Below are 13215 nucleotides of genomic sequence, written 5' to 3'. Positions count from 1 at the left end.
TTCAAAGTTGAAAGAGAGTGAACAAAATGGGACGTAAGTGGAATAACATCAAAGAGAAAAAAGCATCAAAGGATGCAAATACAAGTCGTGTTTATGCTAAATTCGGACGCGAAATTTATGTAGCAGCAAAGCAGGGTGAACCTGATCCAGAATCCAATCAAAACCTAAAAGTTGTCTTAGAACGGGCAAAGACATATAGTGTACCGAAAGCCATTATTGACCGTGCAATTGAAAAAGCAAAAGGCGGTTCAGACGAAAATTACGATGAGCTTCGTTACGAAGGCTTCGGCCCTAATGGTTCCATGATAATCGTGGACACATTAACAAATAACGTTAACCGCACAGTAGCAGAGGTGCGGTCTGCATTTAAAAAGAATAACGGAAACATGGGTGTATCTGGAGCGGTTTCATTCATGTTTGACGCAACAGCTGTAATCGGCCTTGAAGGAAAGTCAGCTGATGAAGTATTAGAATTACTGATGGAAGCAGATTTAGATGTACGTGACGTGATTGAGGAAGATGATTCAGTCATCGTGTATGCAGAGCCCGACCAATTTCACGCTGTACAAGAGGCCTTCAAGAATGCAGATATTACCGAATTTACAGTAGCGGAACTTACGATGCTTGCTCAAAACGATGTAGAACTACCTGAAGATGCGCAAGTTCAGTTTGAAAAACTAATTGACGCACTAGAAGATTTGGAAGACGTTCAACAAGTGTATCACAACGTAGATTTAGGGTAATAAGATAGAATAAGCAGATCCATTAATGGGTCTGCTTTTTTTAGATTGCAAAGCATTGTATGGAAGTTGGAACGCTAATTAAGTCATTAATCTATCTAATTAGGCGATTTTCAAGTGGAATAAAGCGATTATAAGGTATAATTAAGCGATTTCGAAGGTATATAGGCGATTCTTCATATCTCGACAAATTTCTCCATTCATTTAAGTCACTTTCACAATAATCCCTTCATCCATCTTCATTCACAATTAAAAAAAGCAACCGATTAATTCGATTGCTTTCTCATCCATAACATACATATTGTAATTGTTGTAAATCCAACAAACGCCAATAGTGGAATCGTAATAAAACCCAGCCAGTTTATATATTGCCCAGAACAAGGTACCCCTGACGTGCACATTTCAAAGGCCTTTAAAGCAGGTATCTTTTGTAAAGAATAGTGATAACCAGAAACCAAAATACCGAGCATGGAAAGCGGAAGGACATAGCGCGTTATCTTTTGATCTTGATAGTAAAAGGCTGCTCCAAGTAAGATGACTAACGGATACATGAGAATTCGCTGATACCAGCAGAATGTACAAGGTACAAAATTTAGAACTTCACTAAAATACAGACTTCCTACCGTGGAACCGATAGCTGCTAACCAGGCAATCAATAAAGGTTTATTTACCAACTTTATTTACTCTCCTTGGCAGCATCATCGACCATTTTCTTTAGATCTTCAATAGAAGATCCCTCGAATTTTTTACCATTAACAAACAATGTAGGTGTACCCGTTACACCTAGATCACCAACTAGCGCTTCATCCGTTTCAACAGCTTTTTTACTTTCGCTGTCCTCTATTTTCCCGCTGACTTTCTTAACGTTAGCTTGTGTTGTTACTTCACCTAGCGTCTTAACTAAGAATTTTTCTGTGAAAATGTCCTTATGCTCAAGGCTTTGATCTTCTGGCTGCTTTTCATAGAGCAGCTTATGAAACTTCCAAAACGTATCGTTTCCTAATTCTTTGTATACTGTCTCACCAAATAGAGCAGATCTCTTTGAATCAACATGAATAAAAGGATAATTCAAAAAGTAGAATTTTGCTTTGCCTGTTTGAATAAGTTCTTGGTCGATCAGCGGGAAAAACGACTCGTTAAAACTTTTACAGACGGGACACTTGTAATCTCCAAACTCTACAATATTAACCGGCGCATCATCATTGCCTAAGTAAGGTTGATTTTCATACGAGATGCTAGTATTAGAAGTGTCTTTATCATCAAGTGCACCACTAAACAAAAAGATGATTAATCCTAGCGTTACAATTCCAATCGTCCAAAAAAGCCAAACAGGGGACGAACTTGTTTTTTTCTTGCTTGAATTCACGTGACCATTTTTCTTTTTTTGTTTACCCATTGTTCACCTCATAGATTTTTTTACTAAATAAAAAGAAGTTACTAGTATCGTATACAATCTTGTTTGTTTTTACAATGAAGAAATATTGAACATTATTGATAGAGGGCCATATACAACCTCCATTTTCGAGATGAAAACAGCGATGGAACATTATTCAAACACAATAAAATAATGGTAGAAAAAACCTGTATCCAAAAGAAGATAATGGAAGTATAATTTTCTAGAAATTATATTAAAACACTTTTTGGGGGTCAGGGATGAAAAACGTATTAACACTTCTATTGGCTATCACACTTAGCCTAGGCTTATTGCCAGTATCAGCGTTTGCAATTGAAGCAAATGACAAAGAATTTAAAGCTTTCTTACAAGAAATTGGTTGGACTTCACAGGATTATATTGAATACTTAGAAAGCAAAGAATGGTATCTCGAGGATTTTGAATCGATTGATGAATTAGGCACACCTTTATCAGAAGAAGGGGTTCAGTCTGTTTTACAAGAATTTGAACTTACACGTGAAGAATTAAATGAAATGCTTGTTGAGTATGGAGATATTGAAGCCGGACAAGATGTTCTGGACGGTACATATCTTATTTTTGAAGAAGAACTTCAAAGTGAAATTGACTTTATTATCAACGGTTGGGAAGGTACTCCAATCAATGATGAGAATCTTCAACAATTATTAAACGATTACAACCTAAAATCTATTGAAGAACTTAAAGCATTATTAAAAGAAAACGATGATTCACTTGAAAACTATGAATATATTGAAGATCTTGAGTGGACGGTTGATTTTTATATAAACGGCGATGACTATATGGATGAAGAAATAGCAGATCTCTTTACACAGATTGATTTAACAGATGAAGAGATGGAAAAGCTTTTTGCTCATTTAGAAACACTAAATTGGGAAGATCCAGCTTTTCTTGATCAAATGATGCTACTTGCTGAACGAATGATGGCTTTTGAAGATTTTGAAACAGCAGATGAACTTTCTGCTGAACAAGTTGCTGAACTGCTTTCGATCTTCTCTGAAATGAAGCAGCTCTTACAAATTGAAACAAAATATTATCTTGTTGTTGATGGACAAAAGCAACCCATTTCAATGGACACGTTGATGACGATGGATTCAACAAATGGAAATGACTTAATTATGGAAATCCTCAACTTGAATGGTGAATTATTAGCAGATATCCGTATCACTGCTGATATGTTTGGTTCTGAAATTATTCAAGAGACAGGTAAAGATATTCAAAAAGTTGAAGAAGTTGTTTCGGCACCTCCAACCAAAGCCAAACCACCTGTAAAAACAGTAAAAGGCGGAGAACTTCCTAAAACAGCTACCAACCACTTAGGGAACGTAGTGCTTGGACTAGGAATTGCGGCTGCTGGGATTTTACTATTTAGACGAATGAGAGTAAAAGGATTTTAAATGAAAAAGAGAAGTAAATCTCGGATTGTACTTCTGACATTATCCGTTGCTTTTATTATGTTTGGGATTTGGTTCAGCAGTACAAATGCCTTTACATTTATGAAAGGGTATTTGATATTCAAAACCGGACAGATTGAAGCTAAAGAGGATAATAAGCCTGTTGTACAAAAGCAAGTTGTCCCTAAAGAGAATAGCCTATATCCCGAGAGACCTAAACAAGGCGACAACATCGGCAACCTTATAATCCCCAAGTTGGATGCATCACTTCCTATTTTTCATGGAACAGATGAAGAAGAATTAGAAAAAGGTGTCGGCCACTTCGCTAAAAGTGTCTTGCCGGGCGAGAATGATAATTCTGTATTATCAGGACACCGTGATACCGTTTTCCGCAAACTTGGAGATGTTGGTAGAGGTGATCTCCTGATCGTTGAGACAGCAGCTGGAACATTTACGTATAAAGTAAAAAATGTTCGAATCGTCGATAAAGATGACCGAACAGTAATTGTCCCAAAACCAAGAGCAACATTAACGGTCTCAACTTGCTATCCCTTTGATTTTATTGGAGCGTCGCCTGAACGATATATCCTTGTGGCAGATTTGATTTCACAAAAATAACCTAATGAAGAAACAGCAGAAGATTTGTATTCTGCTGTTTTTATTTTTGTTTTAGTAAGTTCTTCTCTTGTTCGGTTTATCTTTTTTTGTTTAAAAAACCTCTAAAACAGGTATGATTACAGAATAATGCAAGAGGAAGCTTAAAGCATTACCATCTGATACATACTTAGAATAATCAACTAGAAAGCGGTGGTTGGAATTAAAAGAAAAAGCACTTTGATTATCGTAGCAAGTTTATTGGTTTTATTTAGTATTAGTTTAGTGGTGTATTCCTTTAACTCTGAAGAAATGGAAGTCACTGCTCTTGGAGATTCATTAGCGTACGGTCTAGGAGACACTAGTGACAACGGTTATATTGGAGATGTAGAGAAACGTTACGAAGATGACTTAGATAAACAACTTGTTGTTCACGATTTTGGTGTACCAAACGATACAAGTACAGATTTACTTAAGCGATTAAGCAATCCGGAAATTATAGATACAGCTAAAAAATCTGATTTTATTCTCATTAACATAGGAACCAACGACTTTTTAAAAAGTACGAATCATTTAACAAAGTTCAACAAAGAAGAGCTTGCTGCAAATGAGGAAATTTATAAAGAAAATCTAAATCAAATCATTCAAAAAATCCAAAAGAAAAACAATCCGAAAACGATCTATATTCTTGGCATTTATAATCCAAAAGTGAAATGGAGCGATATGTACGATGTGAACGAAGCGGTTTTAAACTGGAACACATCAACCATAGAAGTAACAAAAAAGCACAAAAACACAGCATTTATTCGTACAGATGATTTATTTATCAATAAAAAGAAACAAGAGTATTTCTCTGATAAGCTCCACCCCAATGAAAAAGGTTATGCTTTGATCGGGAAAAGAGTGTACGAAACCATTAAGCAAAGTTCAAACGAGAAATAAGCACATTTAGGGTTTTCTTTTATAATTATTTCCCGTATAATCTGAATTAACTTCATAAGCTCGTATAATCGCAGGGATATGGCCTGCAAGTTTCTACCAAACCCCCGTTAAGGGTTTGACTACGAGTGACGCAAATTTTTCCAAACATCCTTACATCAAGGGTGTATTGGGTTATTTTTATTCCGTTTTTTATACCGGAGAATTGCTTCACTCGAACAGAGAGAAGCGGTTCTCCGGTTTTTTGTTTTTCAAAAATAGATTAAGAGGTGGACCAATGAATTTTTTAGAAAAGAAAATCTGCGATGAAGGTGTCGTCTTGTCCTCATCAGTACTAAAGGTTGACTCGTTTTTAAATCATCAGATCGACCCTGAATTTATGAAGCAGATCGGAACGGAGATAGCGAACCGGTTTAAAGCGGAAGGCATAACAAAAATTGTAACGATTGAGTCTTCCGGCATCGCACCTGCCGTATTTGCAGGATTAGAACTCGGAGTTCCAGTCGTTTTCGCTCGCAAAAAGAAATCATTAACACTAACAGAAGGCTTGATCACATCTACCGTTTATTCATTTACAAAACAAGAGAAAAATGAAATTTCCATAGCAAAGAAATTCATTGAATCTGGTGAGAAGGTTCTAATCATTGATGATTTCTTAGCACACGGAGAAGCGGCCCTCGGACTTGCCGATCTTGTAATAAAAGCGAATGCTCATATTGCGGGTTTTGGCATCGTCATTGAAAAATCATTTCAAGTCGGCCGACAAAAGCTTGAGGAAAATGGGTACAGAGTAGAATCCATAGCTAGAGTGAAAGAGATGAGTACGAACGGAATTACCTTTATTCAAAGTGAGGTGATGTCATCATGAAGAAAGGAAAAGTATTCTCACTAGGAATTCAGCATGTTCTAGCGATGTATGCTGGAGCGGTAATTGTTCCGTTAATCGTAGGCGGTGCACTCAAACTATCACCTGAACAGCTTGCCTACTTAGTCGCAATCGACCTTTTAACCTGTGGATTAGCAACACTTCTGCAAGTTTGGCAAAACCGTTTCTTTGGGGTTGGTTTACCCGTTATATTAGGCTGTACGTTTACTGCCGTGGGACCGATGATTGCGATTGGCAGTCAATATGGAATGAGCGCTATTTATGGAGCTATAATAGCAGCTGGACTGTTCGTGGTGATTTTTGCAGGGGCTTTCGGAAAAATACTTAAGCTGTTTCCCCCAATTGTAACTGGATCAGTCGTTACCATTATCGGAATTACATTAATTCCAGTCGCTATAAAGGACATGGCAGGCGGGGCAGGGAGCACGAACTTTGGTTCACCGCAAAATCTCCTTCTTTCATTCGGGGTTCTCGGCTTCATTTTACTGCTTTTCCGTTTTTCTAAAGGATTCGTCAGATCTGTATCCATCCTGATCGGTCTGATTGCAGGAACCATTGCCTCTTCATTTATGGGATTAGTTGATTTTACTCCTGTTATACAGGCTTCATGGGTTCATATGCCAAAGCCATTTTACTTTGGAGTTCCAACTTTTGAAATCGGAGCGATCATTACGATGATCCTAGTTGCCATCGTAAGTTTGATTGAATCTACTGGAGTTTTTATGGCACTTGGTAAAATATGCGACCGCAATCTCACACCGAAAGATTTAACAAAAGGGTATAGAGGAGAAGGTCTTGCCATTATTCTTGGTGGTATCTTTAACGCTTTTCCTTATACAACATATTCTCAAAACGTCGGTCTTGTCCAGTTGTCGGGCGTAAAAACAAAACAAGTGATCTATGTTGCTGGAGGCATGTTAGTGTTTCTTGGCTTAATTCCTAAAGTAGCTGCACTTACAACTTTAATTCCAACACCTGTTATGGGCGGAGCAATGGTTGCGATGTTTGGTATGGTATTCGCTTCAGGCATTAAAATGTTAAGTGAAGTAAACCTAGCAAAGCAAGAAAACCTTTTAATCATCGCTTGTTCAGTCGGAATGGGACTAGGTGTAACGGTAGAACCAGAATTGTTCAGCAAACTTCCAGAAAGTGTTCAAATCTTAACAGAGAACGGAATTGTAGCTGGAAGTATCATGGCTATCTTGTTGAATTTACTATTTAACGCAAAATCGAAAAAGGTAATCGTTCCTCAAATTCAAAAGAATCAAAAGCAAGCGGTATAATCATAAAAGCGGTTATCCTCACTGAACCCAGTTGATGATAGCCGCTTTTTATGTTTATTCTGATTTAATGTTTCTTTCTTTGTCTTTGTCTTTTTTGTAGTCATTTTTTTGTACATTTCTTCTGTGGCGAATGCACTTCGATCTTTCATTGGATTACGCAATCCCTCCCGAATCATTTTTTCTCTTAATTTCCTAGCTTTTGATTTTGCCATATTAACAACCCCTTCAGGAATAATATACCATATTTTATGCTGAACATATGTATTTTCTCCTAATAGAAAATAGGTCTTTCTCATTAAAATTTATTAATTTTATGTAATGTTTCTAATTTTTCCCTAGGCTCTCTATCTTTAACAAATAGCACATGGTATCATATTTTGGGACCTGACTCGTCAGTTTCAATTATTGTAAAGGGGTTTGAGGAAATGAAAACCAATCATAAAAAAGTAGTTTCTCTTACGTTAGCAATAAGTCTATTAAGTTCACCTTTAGCTGGAAATGCTATCGCAAAAATGCCTGCTAAAAATGTTGGTAAAGTCAACCTTCGAATTATGGAAACAACAGACATCCATACGAATCTGCTTAACTTTGATTATTACAAGAATGCAACTTCAGAAACTGTAGGATTGGCCAAAACAGCTACCCTTGTAAAGCAAGCTCGTAAAGAAAACAAGAACTCAGTACTCGTTGATAATGGTGACCTGATTCAAGGAACGCCCCTTGGTACATACAAAGCAAAAATTGAACCATTGAAAGAAGGGGAAGTTCACCCCGCTATTGCAGCTATGAATCTAATGGGCTATGATATGGCGACTCTAGGAAACCATGAATTCAACTATGGTTTAGATTTCTTAGATGAAACATATGACGATGCTAATTTTCCATATGTAAATGCAAACGTCTATGTAGATGACCATGATAATAACCCGAACAATGATGTTAACAAATATACTCCTTATAAAATTGTAAAGAAAATGGTTAAAGATGAAAACGGCAGACCACAATTCCTTAAAATTGGTTATATCGGATTTGTACCTCCGCAAATTAACGAGTGGGATAAATCTCATCTTGACGGTAAAGTTATCACAAAGAACATTATTGAAAGTGCCGAAAAGTTTGTTCCTGAAATGAAGAAAAAAGGAGCAGATATCATTATCGCACAAGCTCACTCTGGGTTTAACGGGAGTGAAGCTAATACAGAAGACGTGATCTATTCACTAAGTAAAGTTAAAGGAATTGGCGCCATTACATTCTCACACACACATAAAATATTCCCAGCAGCAGATGAAAAGTCATTAGATGCATTATTTAAAGATGCTAAAGGCAACGTACTTCCAGGAGTAGATAATGCAAAAGGAATGATTAACGGCGTACCGGCTGTACAAGCAGGTTATGGCGGAGGTTCACTTGGATTAATCGACTTAACTCTTCAACAAGAAAAAGGGAAGTGGAAGATCGTAGGATCTCAGTCTTCTGTAAGAAGTGCAAAAGATGTTAAACCTGATGATAAAGTAGTTGAATCTGTTAAAGAGGTTCATGATGCGACAATTAAATATGTAAACACACCGATCGGTACAACAACAGATGACATCTATAGCTTCTTTGCACTCGTACAAGATGATCCATCTGTACAAGTAGTGACGAACGCACAAAAATGGTATGTAGAAAAATATATCTCTTTAAATAAACCAGAATACAAAGACCTGCCGATCCTTTCTGTAGGAGCACCATTTAAAGCTGGCCGAAATGGTGTTGGCGAATACACTGAAATTGAAAAAGGTCCACTTACAATCCGCAGCGCAGGTGACCTTTATCTGTACGACAACACATTAAAAGCACTAAAAGTAAAAGGCTCTGTTGTTAAAGAATGGCTAGAGATGTCTGCTGGTAAATTCAAGACTATTGATCCAAACAAACCAGAAGAGCAACCGTTATTAGATGATGGGTTCCCTGTATATAACTTTGACGTCATTGACGGGGTAAACTATCAAATTGATGTAACTCAACCAGCTAAATATGATAAAACCGGTACAGTTATTAATCCTGACAGCAGCCGAATTATAAACCTCACATACAACGGACTAGCAGTAGATCCGAACCAAGACTTTGTTGTCGTTACAAACAACTATAGAGCGGGCGGCGGCGGAAACTTCCCAGGTGTTAAAGGCAGTGAATACGTTGTGGATTCAGCTGATGAGAACCGTCAAATCTTAATGGATTACATCACAGAGATGAAAGAAATCACACCAACTGCCGATAACAACTGGTCGATTGCACCAATTAGCGGTGATGTTAATGTAACCTTTACTTCTTCACCAAACGGTCAAAAGTATACAAGCGAAGATAGCAAGATTAAGTACCTAAACAGAACAGACGAAAAAGGATTTGGATTCTACCGCATTGATTTAAATTAAATCCGAAAAAGAGAGCCAATTATGGTTCTCTTTTTTTCTTACTTACTAATGAAGGTATATCCTCCATAAAAACAGAAATATAAAATCTAGTGACACATCATTATTAATCGTGATATGATTATTAAGAACAAGTGTTCTTGTTACCGAAAAAATGAGACGATGAGGTGTAAACATGATTGTAGCTGTGAATCCTTACCTGGTTACTAACGGAAATGGCCAAGAAGCAGTAAAATTTTATGTGAATGCATTGAACGCTGAACTAATTTCTTTGCAAACCTTTGGAGAAATGCCAGAAGACCCGAATCATCCTCTTCCTAGCGAAGCGAAGGATCGTGTGATGAACGCTCAGTTTAAAGCGGGGGATACCATCATGATGCTTTCTGATACGTTTCCTGGAATGCCTTACAATCTTGGAAATCAAGTAAGTATTGCGATTCATATCGATACAGTTGAAGAAGCACAGAATGTTTTTGAAAAGCTTTCAGAAGGTGGTAAAGTAACAATGCCTCTGCAAGAAACGTTCTGGAGCCCCTCATATGGTCAAGTTACAGATAAATACGGTGTTGAATGGCAAGTTTCAACGATTAAAGAAGATTAAATATATCTTGCAGACCCCTTCTTGTTATCAAGGAGGGGTCTTTGCGTTTTGCAAGAATATTTTGGGATAATTTTCAATATGTGTATTTATAATAAACTTGGGGTAATCAAAACCATTGACTAAAAATAGTAAAGATATTATAGTATTCACACAAAACATGTTTATAAGTTTAAACACTTAATTATATAATGTTGATAGGGAGGCGTCTGTATTGAATCATTCAACATTCATTATAGAAGAAAAGTCAAAAGAAACGATTGATGAGCTGGTACAGGCTCAGAAGGCTTATTTCAGAAGCGGTATAACACGATCTTATGAATTTCGAATAAAAGCCCTAAACAATCTTTCAAAACTAATTCGTAACAACGAAGCAAAGATTCTACATGCGTTAAAATCAGATTTAAACAAATCAGAAACTGAAGCATATACAACAGAAATCGGTTTTTTATTAGAAGAAATTCGCCATACACAAAAACATCTTAAAAAGTGGATGGAACCTAAGAAAGTGAAAACAGCAAAAACTCATTTTGGATCTAAAGGTTATACAATCTCAGAGCCCTATGGCGTTACGCTTATCATCGCTCCTTGGAACTATCCGTTTCAGCTGCAGCTATCGCCGTTAATTGGTGCAATAGCAGCGGGAAACACAGCTATACTAAAACCATCAGAACTAACTCCACGTACATCTAATTTAATCGATGCATTGATAAAAGAATTCTTTCACCCTGACTACATTGCTGTTGTAGAAGGAGGAGTTGAAACGACTAAAAATTTACTGGATCAGCCGTTAGACTATATCTTTTTTACAGGAAGTGTACCGGTAGGGAAAGTGATAATGGAAGCGGCAAGCAAGCGGCTTATTCCGATTACACTAGAACTTGGCGGAAAAAGTCCTTGTATTGTTGATGAAACAGCAGATATTAAGCTTGCTGCTAAACGAATAGCGTTTGGCAAGTTTACGAATACGGGCCAAACGTGCATTGCACCAGACTATTTGTACCTTCATAAAAACATTCGTACAGAATTTATTGAAACATTTAAAGAAGTCATTACAGATTTTTACGGAGAACACCCATTGCAAAATGAATCATACGGCAAGATTGTGAATGATCGTCATTTTAATCGTCTGAAAAACTATTTATCAGATGGCGAGATCCTTTTTGGTGGTCGTTATGACGAAGCAAAGGAAAAAATCGAACCTACTCTTATGGTTCCTACAGATTCCTCTGTTCCAGTGATGAGCGACGAAATCTTTGGTCCAATCTTTCCTGTTCTGGAATACGAGGATCTGGAAGAAGTAATTGAATTTGTTGTAAGTCGTCCTAAACCTCTGGCACTTTACTTGTTTACGACAAATAAGGAAATAGAAGAAAAAGTGGTAGGCAACATTTCATTTGGTGGCGGATCAATCAATGATACGTTGATGCACATCGCAACACCTTATCTCCCATTTGGAGGAGTAGGTGAGAGCGGGATGGGCAGTTATCATGGGGAATCCAGCTTTGTTGCATTTTCTCACAGCAAAAGTGTCTTAAACCAGACGAATAAATTCGACTTTAGTTTTCGTTATCCGAATGCGAAGAATGGTCTGAAGATGATTAAAAAGTTTATGAAGTAGTTCCAAGTATGATGCGTTGTCACATTGTGATAGCGTCTCTTTTTATGCAAAAGTGCAATATCCCGTGAAAAGAGCCATATATAATCATGCCATAAGTTACCTGCATTTTTACATAGATAAAATAGTTCTGCTGTTGACAACGCTTACATTCTTTAGTTTAATGGTGTTTAAGTTAATGATTAGAGTATGCAGGAAATTGGAGACAAGCATAAATCCTTATAGAGGAATTATGCTGTCTTTTTTTATTAATTAAAAATAGAAATGAGGGATATGTAGTGAACAAGTGGTTAAGTATACTTTACACCTTGATACTAAGTTCAGCTATCGTGATCAGTGGAAGTCAAACTACTGCTAAAGCACAAGAGTCATCAAGTGATGGATTTCTGACAGAACAAGGGATTCCGCCACCTGGAGCAAATGATTCGTCTTGTAAGCCTTCTGCAGAGCACCCTGAACCTGTCGTCCTCGTACCTGGAACTTTCGAAACGATGGAAAGAAACTTTATAAATCTTGCACCCCTGTTAAAAGAAAAAGGCTATTGTGTATTTTCCTTAAACTACGGTTATAACGGTGCTATTCCTGCATCAGGCCCAATTGAGGATTCGGCAGCAGAACTTAAAACTTTTATTGATAACGTTTTAAATATAACTGGAGCAGAAAAAGTATCAATCGTCGGACATAGCCAAGGAGGAATGATGCCTCGTTATTATATGAAGAACCTGGGTGGAGCCGAAAAGGTAGAGGATTTGATTGGTCTTGTTCCATCTAATCATGGAACAGAAGGTGTAGCGGGTCTTACGGATCTTACATCAACTGGAGCCGATCTTGCCTCTTGCAAAGCATGTCAGCAACAAGCTGCAGGGTCTGATTTTCTTTTAGCGCTGAATGAAGGGGACGAAACACCAGGAGATGTATCATATACGGTTGTCACAACACGTAATGATGAAATTGTTGTTCCTTTTACTTCAGCTTTTTTAAACGGAGAGAAAGAAAACGTAACAAATGTAACGATTCAGGATTACTATCCATATGATCAAATCGAACATCAGAACATTGCTCAAGATCCACTCGCTTTTAATTTTGTTTTCGATGCACTTGAACACGAAGGGCCCGCAGATCCCCAAAGAGCTGTCGGTATATTTAAATAGAATGCATCAGATAACAAATCGATTTATATCTGTTTAAAGAAATGATTCTTGTGAATTTTTAGGCGCTGTCACTTTGTGATAAGCGTCTTTTTTATAGAAAAAGTGCCAAAAACTCGACTTAAGAACATATGTTCGTTATAATATAAGTATACGAATAAGGGAGTTGATTGGT

13 protein-coding genes and 1 riboswitch are annotated in these 13215 nt (G+C 37.2%); of the genes, 10 read left to right on the top strand and 3 right to left on the bottom strand.

Annotated elements, in window-relative coordinates:
- Positions 1 to 26: 26 nt before the first annotated feature.
- Positions 27 to 743, top strand: a complete 717-nt coding sequence (locus tag P8610_RS06895; RefSeq protein WP_289495431.1) for a YebC/PmpR family DNA-binding transcriptional regulator — start codon at positions 27 to 29, stop codon at positions 741 to 743.
- Between the two features lie 263 nt (positions 744 to 1006).
- Here P8610_RS06895 and P8610_RS06890 read toward each other — a convergent pair whose 3' ends face one another.
- Entirely contained in the window at positions 1007 to 1414 is a 408-nt protein-coding gene (locus tag P8610_RS06890) for a disulfide oxidoreductase (RefSeq protein WP_394603710.1), read from the bottom strand.
- A gap of 2 nt (positions 1415 to 1416) precedes the next feature.
- Positions 1417 to 2136: a DsbA family protein gene (locus tag P8610_RS06885; protein ID WP_394603709.1), complete on the bottom strand. Its 720-nt coding sequence runs from the start codon at positions 2134 to 2136 to the stop codon at positions 1417 to 1419.
- A gap of 257 nt (positions 2137 to 2393) precedes the next feature.
- Here P8610_RS06885 and P8610_RS06880 point away from each other — a divergent pair, with 257 nt between their 5' ends.
- From P8610_RS06880 to P8610_RS06860, 5 genes are all read left to right on the top strand, one after another.
- The gene (locus tag P8610_RS06880) at positions 2394 to 3566 is read left to right on the top strand and encodes a processed acidic surface protein (RefSeq protein ID WP_394603708.1); all 1173 of its coding nucleotides are present in this window, start codon (positions 2394 to 2396) and stop codon (positions 3564 to 3566) included.
- Positions 3567 to 4181, top strand: coding sequence for a class D sortase (locus P8610_RS06875; protein WP_394603707.1), 615 nt, complete (start codon positions 3567 to 3569; stop codon positions 4179 to 4181). It begins immediately after the preceding gene.
- Between the two features lie 216 nt (positions 4182 to 4397).
- On the top strand, positions 4398 to 5099 hold the full coding sequence (locus tag P8610_RS06870; RefSeq protein ID WP_394603706.1) for a GDSL-type esterase/lipase family protein: 702 nt from the start codon (positions 4398 to 4400) through the stop codon (positions 5097 to 5099).
- Positions 5100 to 5139: 40 nt separating this feature from the next.
- Positions 5140 to 5241, top strand: a riboswitch (purine riboswitch).
- A gap of 132 nt (positions 5242 to 5373) precedes the next feature.
- Positions 5374 to 5964 (top strand): xanthine phosphoribosyltransferase, encoded by a 591-nt coding sequence (locus tag P8610_RS06865; RefSeq protein WP_394603705.1) that lies wholly within the window; start codon positions 5374 to 5376, stop codon positions 5962 to 5964.
- Entirely contained in the window at positions 5961 to 7265 is a 1305-nt protein-coding gene (locus P8610_RS06860) for a nucleobase:cation symporter-2 family protein (protein WP_394603704.1), read from the top strand. The genes P8610_RS06865 and P8610_RS06860 overlap by 4 nt, the downstream gene beginning before the upstream one ends.
- Here P8610_RS06860 and P8610_RS06855 read toward each other — a convergent pair.
- On the bottom strand, positions 7247 to 7477 hold the full coding sequence (locus P8610_RS06855) for a hypothetical protein (protein WP_394603703.1): 231 nt from the start codon (positions 7475 to 7477) through the stop codon (positions 7247 to 7249). The genes P8610_RS06860 and P8610_RS06855 overlap by 19 nt on opposite strands.
- A 213-nt stretch (positions 7478 to 7690) precedes the next feature.
- Between P8610_RS06855 and P8610_RS06850 the strand changes: the two genes are divergently transcribed.
- The 4 genes from P8610_RS06850 to P8610_RS06835 all read left to right on the top strand — a co-directional run bounded on the left by P8610_RS06850 (position 7691) and on the right by P8610_RS06835 (position 13043).
- Complete coding sequence (locus tag P8610_RS06850; protein ID WP_394603702.1) at positions 7691 to 9679, top strand: bifunctional 2',3'-cyclic-nucleotide 2'-phosphodiesterase/3'-nucleotidase; 1989 nt, start codon at positions 7691 to 7693, stop codon at positions 9677 to 9679.
- A 172-nt stretch (positions 9680 to 9851) separates the two neighbouring features.
- The gene (locus P8610_RS06845) at positions 9852 to 10277 is read left to right on the top strand and encodes a VOC family protein (protein WP_289495422.1); all 426 of its coding nucleotides are present in this window, start codon (positions 9852 to 9854) and stop codon (positions 10275 to 10277) included.
- A 211-nt stretch (positions 10278 to 10488) separates the two neighbouring features.
- Positions 10489 to 11895, top strand: coding sequence for an aldehyde dehydrogenase (locus P8610_RS06840; protein ID WP_394603701.1), 1407 nt, complete (start codon positions 10489 to 10491; stop codon positions 11893 to 11895).
- A 275-nt stretch (positions 11896 to 12170) separates the two neighbouring features.
- Entirely contained in the window at positions 12171 to 13043 is an 873-nt protein-coding gene (locus P8610_RS06835) for an esterase/lipase family protein (protein WP_394603700.1), read from the top strand.
- The last annotated feature ends 172 nt before the right edge of the window (positions 13044 to 13215 follow it).

The sequence above is a fragment of the Fictibacillus sp. UD genome (assembly GCF_043558025.1).
Taxonomy (GTDB): domain Bacteria; phylum Bacillota; class Bacilli; order Bacillales; family Fictibacillaceae; genus Fictibacillus.
Note: the sequence above shows the minus strand (reverse complement) of the source record. Positions and strands in the feature narration are given on the sequence as shown.